The organism is Undibacterium sp. TJN25 (assembly GCF_049339885.1).
In the GTDB taxonomy this organism is placed as follows: domain Bacteria; phylum Pseudomonadota; class Gammaproteobacteria; order Burkholderiales; family Burkholderiaceae_D; genus Undibacterium.
In genome coordinates this window covers 219101-239666 of the sequence record NZ_JBMPPM010000002.1, presented here as the reverse complement: position 1 = coordinate 239666, position 20566 = coordinate 219101, and the positions used below count along the sequence as shown (strand labels likewise).

The 20566-nt window shown below is 58.2% G+C and carries 19 protein-coding genes; 7 read left to right on the top strand and 12 right to left on the bottom strand.

Annotation, left to right across the window (positions count from 1 at the left end):
- Window positions 1-387 precede the first annotated feature (387 nt).
- A complete protein-coding gene (gene asd / locus ACO0LO_RS04660; protein WP_422963032.1) occupies window positions 388-1239 on the top strand; it encodes an archaetidylserine decarboxylase in 852 nt (283 codons plus the stop codon).
- 303 nt (window positions 1240-1542) lie between these two features.
- Here the strand turns inward: asd and ACO0LO_RS04655 are convergent, their stop codons facing one another.
- Window positions 1543-2211 (bottom strand): polyphenol oxidase family protein, encoded by a 669-nt coding sequence (locus tag ACO0LO_RS04655; RefSeq protein ID WP_422963031.1) that lies wholly within the window; start codon window positions 2209-2211, stop codon window positions 1543-1545.
- A 189-nt stretch (window positions 2212-2400) separates the two neighbouring features.
- On the opposite strand from ACO0LO_RS04655, the gene ACO0LO_RS04650 reads away from it, so the two are divergent.
- Entirely contained in the window at window positions 2401-3381 is a 981-nt protein-coding gene (locus tag ACO0LO_RS04650) for an aldo/keto reductase (RefSeq protein ID WP_422963030.1), read from the top strand.
- A 34-nt stretch (window positions 3382-3415) separates the two neighbouring features.
- Here ACO0LO_RS04650 and ACO0LO_RS04645 read toward each other — a convergent pair whose 3' ends face one another.
- Both ACO0LO_RS04645 and ACO0LO_RS04640 read right to left on the bottom strand, forming a co-directional pair.
- A complete protein-coding gene (locus ACO0LO_RS04645) occupies window positions 3416-4660 on the bottom strand; it encodes a tetratricopeptide repeat protein (protein ID WP_422963029.1) in 1245 nt (414 codons plus the stop codon).
- 37 nt (window positions 4661-4697) lie between these two features.
- Window positions 4698-5615, bottom strand: coding sequence for a crotonase/enoyl-CoA hydratase family protein (locus ACO0LO_RS04640; RefSeq protein WP_422963028.1), 918 nt, complete (start codon window positions 5613-5615; stop codon window positions 4698-4700).
- 182 nt (window positions 5616-5797) lie between these two features.
- Between ACO0LO_RS04640 and ACO0LO_RS04635 the strand changes: the two genes are divergently transcribed.
- Window positions 5798-6280, top strand: coding sequence for a RidA family protein (locus ACO0LO_RS04635; protein ID WP_422963027.1), 483 nt, complete (start codon window positions 5798-5800; stop codon window positions 6278-6280).
- A gap of 8 nt (window positions 6281-6288) precedes the next feature.
- Here ACO0LO_RS04635 and ACO0LO_RS04630 read toward each other — a convergent pair whose 3' ends face one another.
- From ACO0LO_RS04630 to ACO0LO_RS04620, 3 genes are all read right to left on the bottom strand, one after another.
- On the bottom strand, window positions 6289-7950 hold the full coding sequence (locus ACO0LO_RS04630) for a methyl-accepting chemotaxis protein (protein WP_422963026.1): 1662 nt from the start codon (window positions 7948-7950) through the stop codon (window positions 6289-6291).
- A 251-nt stretch (window positions 7951-8201) separates the two neighbouring features.
- On the bottom strand, window positions 8202-10544 hold the full coding sequence (locus ACO0LO_RS04625) for a putative bifunctional diguanylate cyclase/phosphodiesterase (RefSeq protein ID WP_422963025.1): 2343 nt from the start codon (window positions 10542-10544) through the stop codon (window positions 8202-8204).
- 907 nt (window positions 10545-11451) lie between these two features.
- Window positions 11452-11664 (bottom strand): cold-shock protein, encoded by a 213-nt coding sequence (locus ACO0LO_RS04620; protein WP_325394922.1) that lies wholly within the window; start codon window positions 11662-11664, stop codon window positions 11452-11454.
- Window positions 11665-12101: 437 nt separating this feature from the next.
- Between ACO0LO_RS04620 and ACO0LO_RS04615 the strand changes: the two genes are divergently transcribed.
- Both ACO0LO_RS04615 and ACO0LO_RS04610 read left to right on the top strand, forming a co-directional pair.
- Window positions 12102-12626 carry an ester cyclase gene (locus tag ACO0LO_RS04615; RefSeq protein ID WP_422963479.1) on the top strand — a complete coding sequence of 175 codons (525 nt, stop codon included), beginning with the start codon at window positions 12102-12104 and terminating at the stop codon, window positions 12624-12626.
- 70 nt (window positions 12627-12696) lie between these two features.
- Window positions 12697-13401, top strand: a complete 705-nt coding sequence (locus tag ACO0LO_RS04610) for an SDR family oxidoreductase (protein WP_422963024.1) — start codon at window positions 12697-12699, stop codon at window positions 13399-13401.
- Window positions 13402-13424: 23 nt separating this feature from the next.
- On the opposite strand, the gene ACO0LO_RS04605 is transcribed toward ACO0LO_RS04610, so the two are convergent.
- The 5 genes from ACO0LO_RS04605 to ACO0LO_RS04585 all read right to left on the bottom strand — a co-directional run bounded on the left by ACO0LO_RS04605 (window position 13425) and on the right by ACO0LO_RS04585 (window position 17470).
- A complete protein-coding gene (locus tag ACO0LO_RS04605; RefSeq protein ID WP_422963023.1) occupies window positions 13425-14720 on the bottom strand; it encodes a type II toxin-antitoxin system HipA family toxin in 1296 nt (431 codons plus the stop codon).
- A complete protein-coding gene (locus ACO0LO_RS04600; RefSeq protein ID WP_422963022.1) occupies window positions 14721-15008 on the bottom strand; it encodes an XRE family transcriptional regulator in 288 nt (95 codons plus the stop codon).
- A 146-nt stretch (window positions 15009-15154) separates the two neighbouring features.
- Window positions 15155-16069: a LysR substrate-binding domain-containing protein gene (locus ACO0LO_RS04595; RefSeq protein ID WP_422963021.1), complete on the bottom strand. Its 915-nt coding sequence runs from the start codon at window positions 16067-16069 to the stop codon at window positions 15155-15157.
- Between the two features lie 33 nt (window positions 16070-16102).
- Window positions 16103-16732, bottom strand: a complete 630-nt coding sequence (locus ACO0LO_RS04590) for a carboxymuconolactone decarboxylase family protein (protein WP_422963020.1) — start codon at window positions 16730-16732, stop codon at window positions 16103-16105.
- Window positions 16733-16906: 174 nt separating this feature from the next.
- Window positions 16907-17470, bottom strand: coding sequence for a DUF3455 domain-containing protein (locus tag ACO0LO_RS04585; RefSeq protein ID WP_422963019.1), 564 nt, complete (start codon window positions 17468-17470; stop codon window positions 16907-16909).
- A gap of 298 nt (window positions 17471-17768) precedes the next feature.
- On the opposite strand from ACO0LO_RS04585, the gene ACO0LO_RS04580 reads away from it, so the two are divergent.
- Together ACO0LO_RS04580 and ACO0LO_RS04575 are read left to right on the top strand one after the other, a co-directional pair.
- The gene (locus ACO0LO_RS04580) at window positions 17769-18230 is read left to right on the top strand and encodes a hypothetical protein (protein WP_422963018.1); all 462 of its coding nucleotides are present in this window, start codon (window positions 17769-17771) and stop codon (window positions 18228-18230) included.
- Window positions 18231-18328: 98 nt separating this feature from the next.
- Window positions 18329-19045: a hypothetical protein gene (locus tag ACO0LO_RS04575; protein ID WP_422963017.1), complete on the top strand. Its 717-nt coding sequence runs from the start codon at window positions 18329-18331 to the stop codon at window positions 19043-19045.
- On the opposite strand, the gene ACO0LO_RS04570 is transcribed toward ACO0LO_RS04575, so the two are convergent.
- Window positions 19042-20559: a hypothetical protein gene (locus ACO0LO_RS04570; protein WP_422963016.1), complete on the bottom strand. Its 1518-nt coding sequence runs from the start codon at window positions 20557-20559 to the stop codon at window positions 19042-19044. The genes ACO0LO_RS04575 and ACO0LO_RS04570 overlap by 4 nt on opposite strands.
- Window positions 20560-20566 lie beyond the last annotated feature (7 nt).

Sequence of the window (20566 nt, the reverse complement as noted above, 5' to 3'; positions counted from 1 at the left end):
GTTCACACAAGCCACAGGCTTACCCACACAAGCTGTTAACAATGCTGTGGATAACCCACACCCGCCGCGCCCAAGCACTTGATTTAAAAAGATATTCTGATGATGATTAAATTTGAGGCAGCCCGGATGCGGGGGCAAGGGCCTTCCAATAGCGCCGTCTCCCTCGGCATCTCGTTTTAGCGCGAAGCGCACAGAAAAAGGGCGAGAAAGGATCATCGGCGGGCGTTTAACGCGATTCCGTCGTGGCGGTGCGGCAATATGCTGTCCTGATGCCCACAGAGATTCTTTGCTGCAGCGCGATAATGTGGCGCAAGGTGAATTTAGGCTTCAATTTTAATGATACTCACCGTTATAATCCCCTCCTGACTTCATTAAGGGTGTTTTATCGTGTCTGATCGTTTCGCCGTATTGCCGCAGTACCTGATGCCGAAAAAGGCGATGACCTCCTTTGGCTCCCTGATTGCCGACGCACGGGCTGGCAGCATCACGACCGGCATCATTCGCAGGTTCGTGCGGAAGTACCAGGTGAATATGGAGGAGGCGGCAAATTCCGACATCACCAGCTACACCAGCTTCAATGACTTCTTTACCCGCTCCTTGCGCGAAGGCGCGCGGCCCTTATCTGCCGCCCCTTACGTCTGCCCGGTGGACGGTGCTATCAGCCAGTTCGGCGCGATAGAAAAGGACCAGATTTTCCAGGCCAAGGGCCACAAATATTCCACCACCGCACTGGTCGGCGGCGACCGCGCGCTGGCCGCGCAATATGAAGACGGCAGTTTTGCCACCATCTACCTGAGCCCGCGCGACTACCATCGCATCCACATGCCTTGCGACGGCCGCCTGACGCGCATGATCTACGTGCCGGGTGAGCTTTTCTCCGTGAACCCGACCACGGCGCGCGGCGTACCCGGCCTGTTTGCGCGCAATGAACGCGTGGTCTGCGTATTTGAATCGGCGCACGGCCCTTTTGTGCTGACGCTCGTGGGCGCCACCATCGTCGGCAGCATGTCCACGGTATGGCATGGCGTCGTCAATCCGCCACGCACACGCGACGTGCGCGAATGGAAATATGACGACCAGAACATCGTGCTGAAAAAAGGCGAGGAAATGGGCCGCTTCCTGCTGGGCTCCACCGTGGTGCTGCTGTTTCCTCAACATACGCTGAACTTCAATCCGGCATGGGAACCGGCAGGCGCGGTGCGCATGGGCGAGATGATGGGCGAAATTCCCGGCGCGTAATGCCGTCGGTAGCCCGATACGCCGCTCGCACCTGTAGATGCTGCCTCGCAGGCAAAACCTGTGCAGCGCGAGATTGTCAACATTACGTTCAGCACCTCTTCAAAAAAAAGAGAAGAGTAGCCTGGATGCAGCGCAGCGGAATCCGGGATCAAACCCGGATACCGGCATATGCAAAATGTATGCAAAGTTCAAAATCCGAAATGCTCCGAGCCATGCCCCTGGTTGCGCTCCGCTCCACCCAGGCTATGGTCACTGCATGACAGCGTAAGTTGTACGCAGCAAAGCCCTTCTCCATATGCCATGCTAGGGCAATATCATCGCCCCCGAATGCAGTTGCGGCCCGCGGTCGCCTCTACGGTAGCTACGGAATAAAAAATTGCCTTCCGCATTCCGCCTGCACATCGTACACAGCTTCAAATTATCCACGTCGCCTATGCCTATCCTGCGCAACTCTGCTTCGGCTATTGCATTCAACTCCAGGTGGCGGTGACGCGGGCTGACTGTTTCAGTGGGTAGCCAGTGAAAGTGGCTGACAAACTGTGCGGCCAGCTCTCCGCTGACTTCGTAGCAGCACGCGCCAACCGTAGGGCCCACGGCGGCAACCCAGTCTGTCGGCGCCTCCCCTTTTTCCTTCAGGCACTCAGCAAAGGTATCGATGATGCCGCCTATCAGGCCGCGCCATCCTGCATGTATTGCAGCCACCATGGCACCGTCTCGCCTTGCCAGTATCAGTGGCACGCAATCGGCGGTAATCACGCTAATCGGTATGCCTGCCTCGGCTGAAAAAATGCCGTCGGCATCGCCGCACTCCTGGTTAGCGGCAGTGACTTCGGCAAGCTGCGTGCCATGAACCTGCTTCTTGCCAGGCCTCACTGCCCACGCACCTGCCAGCGCATGCGGCACAAGTTCGGCAGCCGTTCCAAAGCCGTGCACTATCCCTGGAACCGATTGCAATAAACTGCTGGTGATCAAGTTGACTCCGTCGTAAAAACTGCCGTCCCGCAGGGAGGCGTTTAAAGAGCAGACACTGTAGTGATCTTTAAAGCGTGCGTCAATGCTCGGCACCGTGCGGACTGCCTTCGGCAAGAAAAATGGAACTTGTGTAAAGTATCACCGGACTTGTTCTTCTTTCCATTACCATTTTTCACCTTCGAGGTCTGCATGAAATACACCAAATTGGGTAACACCGGCACCGACATTTCTCGCCTCTGCCTCGGCTGCATGACCTACGGCGTGCCAGAGCGCGGCACCCATTTGTGGACACTGCCGGAGGAACCGAGCCGCCCGCTGATCAAGCAGGCGCTGGATCTGGGCATCAACTTTTTCGATACGGCGAACGTGTATTCTGATGGCACCAGTGAAGAGATCGTCGGCCGCGCGCTGAAGAATTACGCCAACCGCGACAGCATCGTGGTCGCCACCAAGGTACATGGCCGCATGCAGCCCGGACCGAATGGCGCCGGCTTGTCGCGCAAGGCCATCATGCAGGCAATAGACGCCAGCCTGAAACGGCTGGACATGGATTATGTGGACCTGTACCAGATCCACCGCTGGGATCATGCAACACCGATAGAGGAAACGCTGGAAGCGCTGCACGACCTGGTCAAGGCCGGCAAGGTGCGCCATATAGGCGCGTCATCCATGTATGCGTGGCAGTTTTCCAAAGCGCTGCACCTGGCGGACAAGCATGACTGGACGCGCTTCAGCACTATGCAAAACCACTACAACCTGATCAACCGCGAAGAAGAGCGCGAAATGCTGCCGCTGTGCGCATCGGAGAAAATAGGCGTGATACCGTGGAGCCCGCTGGCCCGCGGCCGCCTGACGCGCGACTGGGATGAAAAAACCGCGCGCACCGAAACCGATGAATTCGGCAAGGGCCTGTATGTCGCCAGCGTGGATTCCGACCGCGCCGTGGTAGAGCGCGTGGCGGAGATAGCAAAACAGCGCGGCGTGCCGCGCGCGCAGATTGCGCTGGCATGGCTGCTCAGCAAGAGTGCCGTGACTGCGCCCATCATCGGTGCATCCAAACCGCAGCATCTGGAAGACGCGGTGGCAGCGCTGGAAATCACACTGAGCGTGGAGGAAATCGCATCGCTGGAAGCACCCTACGTGCCGCACCCGGTGGTCGGTTTTTCCTGATCCATCTTTGCCGGATTCTACGCCGTCCTCTACACTATTGCCTGCGCTGGCACAGCGCCAACCAGGCCAGCACCGGATAGCCCCTTTCAAGGCGTGCCGGCGTACTGAACATGCTCCTGACCTCAAAATCATGGGTAGCAGCCAGCCTGCGCAGATAGGCGGCAGCATGCGCATAGCGGCCGCTGGGGTTAAGCCGGTAATCCTCGCCGGTGCCGGCGTCCTCTTCCAGCAGGTCATCCAGCGATTCTGCCGAAAAGGCGAAATAGGCGTCAGGCTTCAGCAGGCGCCGCGCCTGCTCAAACACGCCTTCCAGCCTGCCTATGTAGATGAACACATCGGCAGACGTGATTACATCGTATGATGCATCAGCTTCCTTTTTCATCATCGCCAGCAATTCGGATTGTTCCAGGCGGTCGTAGAGTTTGCGCTGACGCGCCTTTTCCAGCATCCTGGCCGACAAGTCCACACCCGCAAGACAATGCGCAAATGGGGCAATCGCCGCACCCACCAGCCCGGTGCCGCAGCCTATGTCCAGCACCGCCCACGCCTTCTCGCCTGCATGTGCATGCTGCTGCAGCATATCTACCAGCAGTTGCGGCGTATCGTACTGCAGCTCTTCCACCAGGTGTTCGTCGAAATGTTCGGCGCTGCCGTCGAAAACACTGACGATATAGTCATCCGGCGCCCTGTCGGACGCCGTACCTGTCAGCAGCGCGACGTAATGCTGCGCCAGCCCGTTGTCCGGCTGCAGCCGCAGCACTTCGCGGAAACTGGCCAGCGACTCTTCCGTCCGGTACAGCTGCTTTTCGGCAATTGCCTTGTTGTAGTGGGCATCGGCAAGTTCAGGGTTGAGGCGCAACGCAGTGGCAAAGCGCTGCAAGGCGACTTCCCAGTTGCCCTCATCGCTCAACGCCACACCCAGGTTGAAATAGGCTGGCGCATACGACGGGTCGATACGGATGCTGACACCGAACGAAATCATCGCTTGCGTATGGCGCCCGGAGGCGCGGAATGCCGAGCCTATGTTGTTGTAGTACACCGCCCGCACAGGGCCTGTCGCTACATTGATCGCCTGCTGGATCAGCGCGCTGGCGCGCACGTGGTCGCCCGACTGGTGCGCGGCAACGCCGAGCAGATGCAGGCTGTCCGCATGCTCTGGCGCCTGCATCAATATCTTTTCATAGGCAAGCTTCGCCTGATCAAGCTGCCCTGCCTCATGCAGCCGCCGCGCCGCTTCAAACGCGGCATCTGCATCGGAAAGCGCACCTGCCTTAGTCATCAAAACCCCGCTTCATCATTGCCTGCATCGTCCGTCTTTATTTATACGGCCGGTCCTGCCACCAGGGGAAAAACGAGGGCATGTCCTGCGATACCTTGTTGGTGAATACTGCAGGCCGTTTCTCCAGGAAAGAGCCGACGCCTTCCTTGGCGTCGGCAGCGGCACCGCGCGAATAGATGGCGCGGCTGTCTATTTTATGCGCTTCCATCGGGTGATCGGCGCCCGACATGCGCCAGAACATCTGGCGCGTCAGTGCGATGGAAACCGGTGCGGCATTGTGAACGATCTCGGCAGCCAGCGCACGCGCCGCGTCCAGCAATTCATCAGGCTTGTGCAGGCTGCGCACCAGGCCGCCGGCCAACGCTTCCTGCGCCGGGATGATACGGCCGGTATATGTCCATTCCAGCGCCTGGCTGATGCCGACCAGCCGCGGCAGGAACCAGCTAGAACAGGCTTCCGGTGTAATGCCGCGGCGCGCAAAGACAAATCCTATGCGGGCTTCTTCGGAAGCCAGCCGGATGTCGCATGGCAGCAGCATCGTGATGCCGATGCCGACCGCCGGGCCGTTGATTGCCGCAATGACGGGCTTCAGGCACTCGTAGATACGCAGCGTCACCCTGCCGCCACCGTCACGCACCAGCTCATTGCTCCAGTCCATCTGCCCGTCGGACGTGACTGGCGAACCCTGTTTTTCCGGCCTGTCGGTACGCTTTGCGTAGTCAAACGTGGCAGCGCCGCTGGACAGGTCTGCGCCCGCGCAAAACGCGCGGCCGGCGCCGGTCATGATGATGGCGCGCACATCATCGTCCGCGTCGGCCTTGTCGAAGGCATCGATCAGTTCCGCCATCATCTTGCCGGTAAAGGCATTCAGCTTTTCCGGCCGGTTCAGCGTAATCGTCAGGATGTGGTCGCTGATGTCGTACTTGATGGTTTCGTAGTCTGTATTAACGCTCATGTTATATCTCCATTCCATGATGTAGTTGGTGAATCCGTATACCGGATTTCAGTTCATTTTTACGTGCTCGGCTATTGCCTTCTGGTCATGATGATACATGAGCTTGCCCAACCAGGCTTGCGCCGGAATTGCTACAATGCATATTTGGAAAAGTTTCTTGGACTTTAGTCAGGAGATACAAAATGAAGATAGAAGAACGCCTCGCCGCCTTAGGGCTGGTCCTGCCGCCTGCCGTCACGCCACCGCCAGGGGTCGAATTGCCCTTCCAGTTTGTGCGTGTCGTCGGCAACCGCGCCATTATTTCCGGCCACGGCCCGCAAAATCCGGATGGCTCGCTGGCGGAACCGCTGGGCAAACTCGGCAAGGAAGTGACGGTAGAGCAAGGCTATACGGCAGCACGCCTCACCGCGTTGTCAATACTCGGCAGCCTGAAACGCACGCTCGGTAACCTGGACCGTATTTCGGCCTGGGTCAAGGTGCTGGGCATGGTGAATTCAGCGCCCGGCTTCAACAGGCAGCCTTCGGTAATCAACGGCTTCTCCGACCTGATCAATGAGCTGTATGGCCCGGTCGCGGGTGCGCATGCGCGCAGCGCAGTCGGCATGGCGGAATTGCCGTTCAACATCCCTGTGGAAATTGAAGGCGAGGTCGAGCTTCACGCATAGCAGAAGACTCAAGACAGGCGCGGAGCTTTGCTGCGCATTCCCCGCTGCCCCATGGCGGGCACAAAATGCATTGCCGCTCTGTCATCCGCCAAGCCTCCGGCGAGGCCGGGAACCTTGACAGAAGGATGTAGCCGGAACAGGCTGACTGCATGCGCCAGCGCCATGCTTTGCCCATGCATATTTTGCGCGGTTGCAGTCGCCTGTTCAACCAATGCAGAATTCTGCCGCGTAATTTCATCCATCTGCGTGATGGCCAGGTTGACCTGTTCTATACCCACGCTCTGATCGCGGCCTGTGGCGGTAATGGCGGACATGATCTCTGTCACCTGGCGGATGGACAACAGGATATCCTGCATGGTCTTCCCTGCCTTGTCTGTCAGTTCGGTGCCGTGATCCACCCGCTCGACTGAGCTTCCTATCAGTTCCTTGATTTCCTTCGCTGCCACGGCGCTACGCTGCGCGAGATTGCGCACCTCACCGGCCACCACCGCAAATCCACGGCCTTGCGTGCCGGCGCGTGCTGCTTCTACCGCCGCATTCAGCGCCAGGATATTGGTCTGGAAGGCGATATCGTCAATGACGCCGATGATGTCGACTATCTTGCGCGAGCTTTCGCGTATTGCCCCCATCGTCAGCACCACTTCGCCCACGACCTGCCCGCCTTTGGTGGCAACCTCAGACGCAGACATGACCAGCAAATTGGCTTGCCCGGCATTACCGGCATTCTGCCTCACTGCGGCAGTCAGCCCATGCATGGAGGCGGAAATTTCCTGTAGCGCGCTATTCTGCGTCGCAGTCCTGGAAGCCAGGTTGGCATTGCCGGCGGCAATTTCATCCGAGGCGGCGGCAATCGTATGGGTGCCTTCATGGACCTGCGCAATCGCGCTGGTAAGGCTGGCGTTCATACCGGACAAGGCTGACAGTAGCTGCCCCGCCTCGTCTGTACGATTGACGTCGATGCTGCCGGTAAGATCGCCGTCGGCAACCCGCCTGGCGGCGGCGACCGCCACATTCAGCGGGCGCGTGATGGAGCGGGTGATGAAAAATGAAAACAGCGCACTGATCAGCAGTGCAAAAAATCCGAAGCCAAGCGCCAGGGTGCGGGAAAAAGCGATGCTTGTCTTGATCTCCCTGCCATTGCCCGCCATCTCGTTTTTTTGCAGGCTGATGATGTCGTTCATCACTGCCAGGACGGAATTCAATGCAGGCTGCGCCACCGTGGTCAGCAATGCCACCGCATCGTCGCGACGATCTTCTTCAATCAGGTCCGCCACTTTGGTATAGGCAGCTATAAAGGCGCCATGCGCGGCAACAAACCTGGACAATGCTTCTTTTTCCTTCACTGTGCTGGCGACCTTCGCAAATTGCTGCACCAGCGCATCGATCTTCTTGCGGTTGTCGTCGATGGCCTTATATTGCGCAATCCGGTCGCCCTGCTCGCTACGGATGAATAGCTCCAGCGTGCGGCTGCCGTTTTCCTGCGTCAGTGCATCGATTTCCAGCGCGGCGGACGCGCCTATCCAGTTCTTGTCAATGATGGTGGTGTTCTTGCTGCCTATCTCGGTCAGCCTTTCAACATTGGAGACAATCATGGCCAGCATGACAAACATCAGCGTGCCGAAAGCAATTGCCAGCCGCATGCTGATTTTCAAGTTACTAAAGTTCATCATCTTCCTTTAACAAGCAGATCGGGGAGAACCCCGCACAACACTTGGGTGCGGAATGCCATCGTCAGCCGATTAGTCGAAAAAGAGAGAAAAAACTTACACTGGAATAATATTTTTTACCATGTCCACGGCATTGAATCCAGCCGGCTCGCGCCGGACTTGGAATTCAAACGCCCCCAAAAAATGGAGTGTTTGAAAATTTGACTTACAAGGAAACAAATTGCGCCGAACCGGGGACATGGACTGGATGCGGTTTATACACGGAGCGGTTCAGCGTGATCCCGCTTCTGGCTCAGCCAGTCGTCCACCGGCATGGGTTTGGCGAAGAGGAAGCCCTGCAGGCAGTCGCAGCCGCTTGCAATCAGGAAGTCCGCCTGCTGCCGGGTTTCCACACCCTCGGCGACTACCCGCAGGCCCAGCGGCTTTGCCATCGACAGGATAGCCTGGACGATGGCAGCATCGCCGGGATCTGCCGGCGCATCCCGCACGAAACTCTTGTCTATCTTCAGTTCGTACAACGGCAGTTTTTTCAGGTAGGCCAGGCTGGAATAGCCGGTGCCGAAATCGTCGATGGAAAACCGCACGCCCCTTTCGGTCAACTGGCGCATGCGGGCAATCGTATCGTCCAGGTTGTCGATCAGCAGACCTTCGGTTACCTCCAGGATCAGCAATGAGGGCGACGCCCCGGTTTCCGCCAGCATGGCGCAGACCTGGTCCACAAAATCGGCCTGGCGGAACTGCTTGGGGCTGACATTGATCGACACCGGCATCGCCCTGCCGGCCCGCTCCAGCCGCACCAGCGTCTGGCACCCCTGGCGCAATGCCCATTCTCCCAATTTTAATATCATGCCCGATTCTTCCGCCACCGGAATGAAGACCGCCGGCGATACCGGACCGCGCACCGGGTGGAACCAGCGCATCAGCAATTCCGCGCCGACCGCCTCGCCATCGCAGTTGAACTGCGGCTGCAGGTACATCTCGAACTGGCTGGCTGCGACCGCTTCGGCCATATCCCGCTCTATCGTCAGCCTCTGTTCCACTTCAAACTGCATCGCCGACTCAAAAAACGCAATCTGGTTGCGCCCTGCCGTCTTGGCGCGGTTCATCGCCGTATCGGCCTCGCGCAGCAGGTCGTCGGCGGACTGGCCGGTCTTGGGCAGCAGCGTCACGCCTATGGTGCCGCCGGAGCTATAAGGCTGGCCGTCGATGACGAAAGGCTGGGCCATCGCATCGCGGATCTTTTCAGCCACGGCCAGCGCTGCATGGGCGCCGGACTGGATATCGGACGCGATATTGGATACCAGTACAACAAACTCATCACCGCCTATGCGCGCCACGGTATCCATCTCGCGCAGCAGATTGCCCAGCCGCCTGGCCACGTGGCGCAGCAAGGCGTCGCCTACCGCATGGCCGCGCGCCTCATTGATATTTTTAAAATGATCGAGGTCGATGAACAGCACAGCGCTGACCAGGCCGGTGCGGCGTGCGCTGGACAGCAGCGTGCCGATGCGGTCCAGCAGCAGGCGCCGGTTCGGCAAGCCGGTCAGCACATCGAAGAACGCCAGCTTGTGAATGCGGGCTTCCGATTTTTTGCGTTCGGTGATGTCGCGCTCCACCGCCACCCAGTGCGTGAATACGCCTGCGTCGTCTGCAATGGGCACGATGTCCGCCTCGACCCAGAATTCCTCGCCGGCCTTGGTGTAGTTGATCAGCTCGGCGCGCACAGGCTCCCACTTCTCCAGCGCCATCCGGATGCGCTTCAGTTCATGGCGCTGCGTATTCGGGCCTTGCAGGATGCGGGGTGTTTTACCCAGCACTTCATCGCGCGCATACCCGGTACGGCGCACAAAGGCATCGTTGACGAACACAATGCGCGGACCATCCAGCGAAATGGGTTGGGCTTCCGTAATCAGCACCAGGTCGTTCAGCCTTTCTACGGCGGCAGCGGTCAGGCGCAATTCTTCATTGGCCACGCGCAGGCTTTCCTGGCCCTGCTTCAGCGATTCGCTGATGGCGCGTTGCGCTTCCAGCGATTTTTCCAGCTTCTGTAACAGCACGGCACAAGAGATTGTGATCGCGGTACAGACGAAACTGAAATTCAGCGTGATGATGACCCAGCGCAGGAAAGGCTGGTCCGCCAGGCCGGTGCCGAACTGGCCGGCATTGCCCAAGTAGCCGATGCACAGCATCGTCAGCGCATCCAGCACCAGCGCATACACAGCGGGACGCATGCCCAGCAGCAGCGCCGCCATGATAGGGACTGCTTTCAGGTAAATCTGGCTGACAGGGATGCCCATGATCTGGAACCACGCGCCAACCATGTACAGCAATGCCAGGAAATTGATGGCCCGCACCTTGTAAGGCAAGCGCTTCAGGCGCCAGATGCAGGCCAGCCAGATCAGCGCCGCGGTATCCATGATGGCAATGGACTGCAGGCCTTCACTCAGCGCCAGCAGGATGCTCGGCACCGCAGTAATACTGCCCAGCACCAGCACTGCAAACAGTACGGCGGACAATACTTGTTCGCGCCACTGCTGCATATCCAGCGTGGCGGTTTTAGGCGGCAGGAAAGTCCGGCTGATCAGTCGTGTAAACACACCGTCCCCTTCAGAGGTCTGCACAGGCTGCGGTTTCTTCCGCATACCTTGCCATAGGCGATGCCTACCGTTTTAAGGCACATAATTGCTAAGCACTTGACTTATATACTCTTATTAATCGAAGAAGGCTAGCCGGAAAAGCTGCCTGCGTTGGTTCGCGCCGACAAAGCCCGCGCCAGGTGCGCAAGTCACGTATGCAGCCCTGCACCAGATATATTTAGCATTTCCACGAGGAAATTCGCAATTTTACCGCAAAGCAATTTTCGAGCAAATCCCTTTGATACGGCAAATATGCCGGTAATGCTTTGGAAGCATGCAAAACAAATGTAGTAAACGCAAAAAAGCCCGCTACAAAGCGGGCTTTCCATTCACTATATTGCTCTACAGCAGACCAAGGCCGGCAACCCATGCTATCTGCATGGTGCCGCCGGAACCGGAAACCCGTGCTATCTGCACAGTGTCCCTGGCGGGTTTTGCATTTGTCTGCTCCGGATAAGATCGCCGTGCGACCGTCATCCGATAGTCGAATTATTTGCTTCGCCGATCAGTTAAGCCATTTTCCAGAAGCGGCGCTAGTGCGCGCTACTGGCCGGCAAGAACTGGCTGTGCGTTCCGGTGCGCCTTCAAGACGACCTTCACTGGCGGGATATTCATCCCACTGCCCGGCTAAACCATCTTCCGGCCCCATGCTATCTGCATGGTGGCCGGCCGGTTAGAGCCGGTCTGCACAAACGGGGAACCGCAATGCGATGCCCCTCGGCGATTTTTTGCTTCACTTGCTGACAGACTGTTTTTCCACAAGCCCGTACTATCTGCACGGTGCTTATGGCCGGTAATTATTCAATCTGACAAGCTAAGTTGGGCTTAAAGCGTTTCTTTCAAGAGCCGGCGAATGCCGACCGATGAATTAAGAAATAACTTGGATGTTGCTGGCTTTGTCGCCTTTGGCGCCAACGCTGCGTTCAAAAGAAACGCGCTGATTTTCCGACAGGCTTTTGAAACCTGTGGACTGTATGTCCTGGAAGTGCGCGAACAGATCTGGGCCGCCTGCGTCTGGAGTAATGAAGCCGAAGCCTTTAGCGTCGTTGAACCATTTTACGATACCTGTTTGATTGCTCATGTGATTTCCTTTTATTTTAAGAATAGGCAAGATTGCCTGAAAGGCACTTGAAACCAAGAAATTAAAACCGAAGGAGATAAAACAGAACGACCAGAGGAACAGCCATGCGGAATTGGGACCAACAATATTACGACCTGATGCAAGTACAAAGCGGAATATACACGCTTTGCGCCGATTCGCCTAAACTTATTTGTAAGTAAATTTTACCAGGGCCACGTGCGCCGGGGTGGCATCCATATTCAACAAAAACAAGAATATCTTTTCACATCGAAGCCAATTATCAAAACAGGGCCTTAGGCAGACAATCCTTCCCAGCACTCACGCTTATCTTCACCGAAAGGATGATCATGTTCCCAATTTTCACCGCCCTCACTTCTGTTATTTCAATTATTTCCGTTACTCCCATCGCCAAACGCTCCGCCTCCGCGCGGCCTGCAATGGCGATGGCAGCTGCAGCCTTGCTGGCAAGCTCAATGGCCGTACATGCAGCCGAAAGCAGCGATGCAGACCTGCCACAACCACTGCATGTCAGCGTAGCGGCGAAAACAGCCGAGTCCGGCGCAGCCGTGCTTGCAGCGCGGCGTTACGCGGCATTCTGGAATACCGGCAAGGCGCAATACGCACAGCAGGCGTTGGCCGCGGACTTCACCGACCGCACGCTGCCGCCCGGCCGGCCACAGGGCGTTGCCGGCCCCTTGCAAGCTTCCGCCGCATTCAGGGCCGCGGTGCCTGACCTGACGGCAGAAGCAGAAGACATGGTGGTTGCCGGCGACCGGGTCAGCGTGCATCTGCATTTCCGCGGCCACTTCACCGGGAAGTTCGGACAAACCCGCGGCCAGGGACAGGCCATCGATTTCCAGGCGTTTGACCTGTACCGCATTGCCGGCGGCAAGATCGCCGAAAACTGGCATCTGGAGGACAACCTGAGCCTGTTGCAGCAAATGGGTATCATCAAGCAATAGAGCTGGAAAGCACTCATAAGCGGGCACCGCCCGCCCCGAAATTATTTAATATCCAATGAAAGGAAACATCATGTCTGCACTCAATTCCCTGCATCAGCAAAACGTCGTCATCGTCGGCGGCACCTCCGGCCTGGGCCGTGCCATCGCGCAAGCCGCAAAAAATGCCGGCGCCATAGTCACTGTCCTGGGACGCTCCGCTAGCACTCATGAAGGCATTACCGGCATCAGCGCCGACATTACCGATGCCTCCAGTCTGGGCCAGGCGTTCGCGTCCATAGGGCCGATACAGCATCTGGTGCTGACCTCCGGCGCCAGGGTAGGCTCGCCAAAACTGCCGGCACTGTCGGAGGAAGAATTGCAGCTGGCCTTCAGCGTCAAGGTGTTCGGGTATGTCAAGGCAGTGCAGGTAGCCCTGCCCTACCTCGCCGCCGATGCCTCCGTCACGCTGACTTCCGGCATCCTGGCGCGCAAGCCCGGTCCCGGCGGCCTGCTGAAGAGCATGGTCAACGCGTCGGTGGAAGCGATGGGCAAGAATCTCGCCAAGGAACTGGCGCCGCGTCGCGTCAATGTGGTCAGCCCCGGCGTTATCGATACCGAACTATGGGGCGCGCCCGGCTCCGATGCGCGCAATGCAGTGATGGAGAAGGTCGCTCCCGGACTGCCGGTAGGCCGCGTCGGCCAGCCTGGCGAAGTAGCGCAGGTTTATCTGATGGCGATGCAGAACGGCTTCATCAACGGTACGGTGCTGGACGTAGAAGGCGGCGGCCTGCTGTAATGTGCATTTGAGGATATTGAACGTTATTGCGCCAGCGGCAGCACCGCCAGGCGGCGCCTGATCTCGGCATCTGCCGCGGCCGGCGCCGGCAGGTCTTTCAGCGCTTCTGGCCAGCGCGTACGCGCCAGCTCCACCGTATCCTTGACCGCGGCAACAGCGATGCGGGCAGCAATGCCGGCCTGCGTTGCGATGTCCTTGTAGGTTTGCAGCGTCTGCCGCTGTTGCTGAGCATCGATGGCGACATTGGTCGCAAACCCTGCAAAACCCGGCAAGGCGCTGACGCAGACGATATCGTATGCCGGTGACAGTTCCGGCAGGATGCCGTTGTGGTAAATGACGCTGAAATTTTTCAGATGCGCATCCGAATTGCCTAGTAGCGTGTTTACCGTTTGCCGGATGAAAAACTGGCGGATGTCCTCCACGCCGCGCACGCTCAGCCTGTCCAGTATTTTCAGCAGCGCCACAAAATACCGGGTGTCTGCATATTTCCGAATCGGCATCAGCGTTTGCAGCTGGCAGGCGTCTTCCACATGCACGGCGCCGTCTGGCGTGCGGTCAAACCGGTCCACCGCAAGGAAATATTTGTCTTCGCCTAATGCCTGCACCAGATCCGGCATATCAATATCGGTCAGCGGCCGCGTGCTGCACGGCGCAATGTTGACCCCTGCCATGCGGGCCAGCTGCATCGCCGTGTATTCGTTAAAAATCTGCGCATCGTCATGGCGCGCAGGCAGCTTGGCGATCACGTCGGACAGGCGACCCTTGACAGGTAAAGTAAAGCGCTTGCCCTTATGCGCAGTGGATAACGCTAGCTTGTCTTGCATGCCAGACAGTGACGCAGCCCCTTCCGCTGCCTGTTCGGGCACGCCGATTTCCAGGTTATCCGAACCACCGGTGACACCGACTGCGCGCGCATGGTCGGTCAGTTTATCCAGGTCGGCCGGCAACACTTTCACCGCACCCGGCAAATCCAGCCCGGCAGCGGCGAGGATGCCGAAGTCGTCGGTATCGCGGATATCCTTCCTCGTTGCCGCCAGACGCTTGCGCAGATCACCCTCCGGCAGCAAGCCGGCAAAATACGCAGGCAATTCGCCGCGCTCCTGATACAGTGCGGGATCAAAAGGGTTTTGCAGAATCTCACGCGTCAGCCGGTCGCTGCCCGGCACCGTCAGCGACATCGACAGCGTCGGCCTGCGGGCATCGGCTATATATGGCTCAGTCGCGACGAAGCGCGTGGTGCGCCCCGCCTCGCACAACCAGCCCACATGCAGGTCGCGCAGCCAGACCTCCAGGTAACGCGGACTTAGTTCATTACTCATTTATTTCTCGCCATCCAGGAAACGTTGCGCCGCGCTGGGCACGTCATCCGGGCCTATGCTTTTACCGGACAACAAACGCTCGACTTCGGGCATCAAATGGCGCGGCACCAGTACCCATTTTGCGTCCAGCGCGCCGGCAAAGGCTTCCAGCGTGGAAGCACGCACGTCTATCTTGCCGGACAGGGAATTGGTCGCATTCGAAGGCGCCATCGCCACCATTTTGGCAATGTCACGCGTGGTTTTGCCGAGCGACTGCTGCCTGGCTTTGATTTGTGGGATTAGACTCATGATATGTCAAAACATAATATTGGATTATTTATTATGTTTTAGCATAGCAATCACTCAAAGTAAAGTATGTTATTACATAATTTTTATATAAAATTATGTAATAACATATTAAAGTTTGATAATTTTCAAAAATCGACGGCTGGTAATCAGCCTTGCAGCTCAGCGGCATACGCGCCAAACCGCTGTTGCAGGAACTCCACCAGCAGCCTGATGCGCGGCGCCAGGAAACGGTTCTGGTGGTATAGGATATTCAATGGCGCCTGGTCGGCAAAAAAATCATCCAACACTGTGACCAGGCGGCCGGCACGTACATCGGCGCCCACATCCAGCCAGGACTTGCGCGCAAAGCCGTGGCCCTGCAAAGCCCATTTGCGGATCACCTCGCCGTCATTGCTTTGCTGCGTATTGCACAGCCGCACCGACTTCAGTGCACCTTCGCCGCCCGTGCCCGTAATACCGGCAAGACGATAACGCCATTCGTTCACCGTCCAGTGCGCAGTCGTTAGCACCAATGTCGGCAACTCGGCCAGTTGCTCCGGCGATTCGGGGCGGCCATGACGAGCGATGCAATCCGGCGATGCGCAAATCACCCTGCGATTGGCGAACAGCAGCCGCGCCACCATGCTGCTATCGGCCGGCTGGCCGAAGCGTATCGCCACATCAATTCCCTCCTGCACCAGGTTGGCCGTGCCGTCCGTCAGCGACAATACAAAACGCACATCCGGATGCTGCGTCCGGAATTCGTCCAGGTAAGGCAATAGCAGGTTACGCCCCAGGTCGGACGGCGCCGAGATCGCCACCGTGCCGCGCACCGTGTCCTTGCCCTGCTGCAGCGCATGGTCAGCCTCGTTCATCAGCTCCAGCACCTGTTGCCCGTACTGACGATATAGCTCACCCTCCTCGGTCAGGCGCAGGCTGCGGGTCGTGCGCTCAAACAGCTTTACTTTCAGCGATGCTTCCAGCCTTTGTATGCAGGCGCTGGACGCTGCCGGCGACAGCCCCTGCTTGCGCCCGGCCGCGGAAAAACTGCCGAGTGCAGCAGCATCGACAAATAATCGCATGACACTGAGCCTGTCCATTACCGCTGCCTGCCTTTATTCAGGGAGACGGACCAGCGGCTTGCCGCCTTTGGGCAATGGATACTGGGCCACGTTCAACTGCATCGCCAGCAGCGTGTAGTACGCATTGATACCGGTCAGGTCCACCACGCCGGCCTTGCCGAAGCGCTTGTCGGCACGGGCAAAGGTCGCTTCGGAAACACGCTTATTCTTGTGCAGCTCGGTAGAAAAATCGTAGACGATTTCTTCATCTTCCGACATGCCTGTGGGCCGCCTGCCGTCCGCGATGGCATCGGCGATTTCCTTCTTGATGCCCATCTTCAGCGCTATCGGATAATGCACATGCCATTCATAATCCTGCGTCCATTCACGCGCGGTGACCAGGATCGCAAATTCGCTCAGCGTATTGCCGATGGCCGAGTGATAGCGCAGGTAATCACCCATGGAGCGCGCCTGGCTCATCATTTGCGGGCTATGCATCAGCGGCTCAAACGGGCCGAATACCGGGGTCTTGCGCGCGGCCAGGAACTCCTCCGCAGCCTTCTTCTGTTCTTCAGTGTATTTTTCCGGCGCAATGGTCGGCAGCCGGGATTGTGCAAATGCGGTCGATGTCACGATGATCCCCAGATAAATAGCGGTAAATGCCTTTTGAAATTGATGTGCCATGCTGTCTCCATGTATTGTTTTAAGCCTGAATGAGGCGAAATGATCATACACGGGAAACAGCCGAATTGCTGGAGGCGGCTACTGCACCATCGCCGGCATGAAAACAGAGCGGCCCGGATTCCGTTGAAGGAAACCGGGCCGCTTCAAGACTCGATCAGACCGTTATTCAGGCAATTATTTTGCCGCAGCGTAGAAATAGTAAGTCGCGGTATAAGGCACGCGCTCTTCCGCGCCTTTCAGCTTGGCCGTGCATTCCGAGCCAGGCGCCTTGCCGGCGGTCGTATATAGCCTTTGCACGCTTTGGGTCTCGCTAAAGATGCCCTTGCCGGTAACCGATTTCGCGCTCAGCAGCAGCCAGGGAATCGCATTGGCATCAGGGCCGTCATCCTTGCCCTTGACCTCGCCGACGACCTTGCTGCCGTCATTGGATTCCCACGTAGGGCCTTCATAGTGCTTGCCTGCCTTGTTGCCGGCATTGTCCAGCAAAGTCGCTTCAGGCGCCTTGAATACCCATTCATATTTCTGCGCATCGGCCTTACTTTGCCTGCATTCATAAATCTGGATGCCGGTGGCGCGGAAAGCTTGCGACAACACCTGGCCGGACGGCACTTTCAGGCTATCAGGCACAACCGGGGTTTTGTCCAGCGGCATGGGCGAGGAAGCGCAGCCTGCCAGCACGGCAGCCAAAGCCAGGATGGACAGGCTGCCGTAGCTGCGGCCAGAAAAATGTGTATTCATGATTTACCTCTATTGGTTGAAGTATTTGAAGCGGATACCTGGAATTGGCGGAGTTTGCATTGCCATTGAGAGACAATAGCACAATAACAACTCGAATTCATGCAATCTCTTTTTACACCCCAAGTAAGACAAAAGTAAGGGGTTGCTGGCGCCGCCAATCGCGGCCGGAGTGCGCCCAAAGTTAACTATTTGTATCAAAAACAGCTGTGCAGCTGGAGGGAATCACGCTCATTGCCGACGGCCGCAATGGTAGAATCCGGCAAGTATTTCCTCAAACCTACGTCAACCACCGGCCTTTGTGAAACAACTCCTGCGCACATTCCTGCTATATTCCAGCCTGCTGCCTGCCTGCGCCCCTGCATTTGCAGTGGACACAGACCATTTCAGCGGCTCTTACCAGCTGCGCCCCAGCCGGCAGGACCCGCCCATACAACTGGTGTTGCGCAAAAAAGAACTGGGCTATACCTCGCGCGTCGTCGCCGGCAATGCATCCGGCAACAATGAGGCAAACGTCGAAAGCAAATTCACACTGGTCACGGAGGCAACGCTGCGCAGGGCAATGGAATCGCTGCTGCCCGGCAGCAAGCCGTCCGACGACATGCAGTGCGGCAGCATAGGCCTGGGGCTGTTCTGCCATGTCAAACCCGGCACGACGCTGGCCGGCAGCAGGTTTATTGCCCGCACGGGTTACTTCATGCTGGTGGACGGGCTTGGTGCAATAGAAGTGGCAAAGCTGGCAAGCGCCGATACATTGCGCTAGACAAGGTCACACTGGCTTACAAAACGCCCCTACGGGAAGGCAACGCCGAAACGGGTTCCGGAATAGAATCAGGCATTCCCGCAACCGGATTGACCCTAATGAAAAAGCAACACACCAGCCCGTTCCGGTACGCTGCCCGCCTGGCCGGCCTGGCCCTGCTCTGCGGTTTCGCCTTTGCTCCAGCGGCTCAGGCGCAGAGCGCTGCGCAGCCCAAGCCCGCGACTGACGACAGCTGGTCTTACAATACGGTGGACCTGGGCTCCGCCAGGGTGCTGAGTGAAATCAGCATGAAAACCCTGGGAATAGAAGACAAATACGTCCACCTGTTCATAGAGAGCAAAACCAATAGCGGCGACGGTGAATTGGAGATGCCCAAGGCGTTCGAGACCACCGACAATGCCGACATGAACAGTGTGCTGAGTTTTCGCGGCGAGCGCCAAGACAAGATACTCTACAAGTGGCCGCTGGAACCCGGTAAAAAATGGAGCTTCCAACTGCGTCAGGAAGTCCCGGCCGGCGAGCGGCCAGGCGAACCGTTCGCCACTGAAATGCAGGTGATCACCAATCATTTTGAAGCAGAGGTCAAGGGCTGGGAGATGGTGGATACGCCTGCCGGCAGGTTCAAAGCGATCAAGACTGTCTACAAGAACAACTGGGCGCTGGAGAGCAAGCTGGCCTCTGGCCTGGTCGTGATCACATCCTGGTACAGCCCGCAGGTAAAGCGCGAAGTACTGTCCATTTCCGAAACCTTTACGCCGGACGGTTTGCCGCAAACGCGCACCCGGCAGCAATTGCTCAGCTACCAGGTGAACTAAACCTGGTCCAGCATTGCCACAATCTCGTCAAAACACAGCATGGCCTGCTCGATGATGGCATCGCCGCCGTCACCGTGGGCATTGGCGACTGCCTGTACTACCAGCCGTGCGCTGGCGCATAGCCGCAACGCGGATACCGGCCGGCCGCCGCGCACGCCGCAGGCGACAGGCTGCCCCAATTGGAACAGGTAGGGGCTGACGTGCGGATAGCTGCGCTCCTGCAGGCGCTCATAGATTTGCCGGGTCTGCTCGTTGCTAAGCGGCACGCGCTGACCCGGTTTTTTAATAATGAAGGCCATGATGCCGGGTATTTCGTCCCAGGCGGCAATATGCCCCAGCGCCTGACGGTCCAGCACCGTCGTATCCAGCGCTTCGAAACAGGGATCTTCTTGCAGCCGCTGCTGCACCCGCGCGGCAAAGCGCTGCAGAAAATAGCGCGACCTGGCTTCCGGTATGGCATAAAAGGCACGCAGCTCATGCAAGGCGACTTGCCAGCGCAGCAGCAGGCCAAAATTGAAACCGGGCTCCAGCGCCTGCGCCGCCTGGTGGTATTCCGGCCAGTCTTCGCGGATGGAATAGGCATGCACGGCGGCGCCCAGCGCCCGCCCCTGCAGGCGTTCGCGCACCTGCTCCGGCAACAGCAAGGCGCCGGAGAATGAAGGGCCGGATGCAAACTTGGAACCGGTAATGGCCACCATGAAGCCGCAGCCAAGGTAAGCGCGCAGGCTGGCATGCGCGATGCGCCACTGGCAGGCATCAATCAGCACGTGCAGCCTGCCTGCATGCTCTTGCTGCAGCTGGATCGCGCATTGCGGGCTGGGGGCGATACATCCTGTCTTGGACACATCCGTTGCCACCAGCAGAACATGGCCACCAGCGTGCAAGGCATCCGCCGCCTGCTGCCTGACGTCGGCATCGATATCGGCCAGCGGCCGCGCCTTGCCCGCTGCGTCGCGGATCGCCACATGGCTGACACCCGCCACCGTCTGCGGCGCAACCTGTTCGCCTTTGGCGGCATTCACTCCCGCCGCCGTCGCCGCACTGAAATGCCGCCCGCCGAGCGCCGCCGGCACGCCGCTGCCGCTCTCTTCAGCGCAGACCATGATGACATGCAGCGGTCCATCGGACAGCGTGGACGCCAGCTGCGCTGCAATCAGGTGAATATCGGTTCCGGACGCCGCAAATACCAGGTCTGTCGCAGTACTGCACAGGCCACACAGCACCAGCAGCTCCCTGCGCAGGCGCTGCATTTCGCGCCGGTATACATCCACCGGTGATGCGTCCTTCAACGCCTGCGCGATATGCTGGCGAGTCCGCTGTGCAGCAGCATAGCCTTCTGGGGAGATGCCGGAGGCGGTGCAAGAGCCGAATACGACCAGTTCAGCCGTTGGTGTCGCGCGGCAGCCGTATTTATTTTTTTGATGGAAGATATCCAGCGCAATACGCTCGTCGCCGCCCGCCACCAGCAACTCATCGGTGGAAGGCAGTGCGTAAGCTGGAACGCTAACGATCATGGTACGG

Excerpts from the sequence above, each read along its gene's own strand:
- ACO0LO_RS04650 (WP_422963030.1), top strand. The coding sequence starts at position 2,401 with ATGAAATACACCAAATTGGGTAACACCGGCACCGACATTTCTCGCCTC.
- ACO0LO_RS04645 (WP_422963029.1), bottom strand. The coding sequence starts at position 4,660 with ATGACTAAGGCAGGTGCGCTTTCCGATGCAGATGCCGCGTTTGAAGCG.
- ACO0LO_RS04640 (WP_422963028.1), bottom strand. The coding sequence starts at position 5,615 with ATGAGCGTTAATACAGACTACGAAACCATCAAGTACGACATCAGCGAC.
- ACO0LO_RS04635 (WP_422963027.1), top strand. The coding sequence starts at position 5,798 with ATGAAGATAGAAGAACGCCTCGCCGCCTTAGGGCTGGTCCTGCCGCCT.
- ACO0LO_RS04630 (WP_422963026.1), bottom strand. The coding sequence starts at position 7,950 with ATGATGAACTTTAGTAACTTGAAAATCAGCATGCGGCTGGCAATTGCT.
- ACO0LO_RS04620 (WP_325394922.1), bottom strand. The coding sequence starts at position 11,664 with ATGAGCAATCAAACAGGTATCGTAAAATGGTTCAACGACGCTAAAGGC.
- ACO0LO_RS04615 (WP_422963479.1), top strand. The coding sequence starts at position 12,102 with ATGGCGATGGCAGCTGCAGCCTTGCTGGCAAGCTCAATGGCCGTACAT.
- ACO0LO_RS04610 (WP_422963024.1), top strand. The coding sequence starts at position 12,697 with ATGTCTGCACTCAATTCCCTGCATCAGCAAAACGTCGTCATCGTCGGC.
- ACO0LO_RS04605 (WP_422963023.1), bottom strand. The coding sequence starts at position 14,720 with ATGAGTAATGAACTAAGTCCGCGTTACCTGGAGGTCTGGCTGCGCGAC.
- ACO0LO_RS04600 (WP_422963022.1), bottom strand. The coding sequence starts at position 15,008 with ATGAGTCTAATCCCACAAATCAAAGCCAGGCAGCAGTCGCTCGGCAAA.
- ACO0LO_RS04595 (WP_422963021.1), bottom strand. The coding sequence starts at position 16,069 with ATGCGATTATTTGTCGATGCTGCTGCACTCGGCAGTTTTTCCGCGGCC.
- ACO0LO_RS04590 (WP_422963020.1), bottom strand. The coding sequence starts at position 16,732 with ATGGCACATCAATTTCAAAAGGCATTTACCGCTATTTATCTGGGGATC.
- ACO0LO_RS04585 (WP_422963019.1), bottom strand. The coding sequence starts at position 17,470 with ATGAATACACATTTTTCTGGCCGCAGCTACGGCAGCCTGTCCATCCTG.
- ACO0LO_RS04575 (WP_422963017.1), top strand. The coding sequence starts at position 18,329 with ATGAAAAAGCAACACACCAGCCCGTTCCGGTACGCTGCCCGCCTGGCC.
- ACO0LO_RS04570 (WP_422963016.1), bottom strand. The coding sequence starts at position 20,559 with ATGATCGTTAGCGTTCCAGCTTACGCACTGCCTTCCACCGATGAGTTG.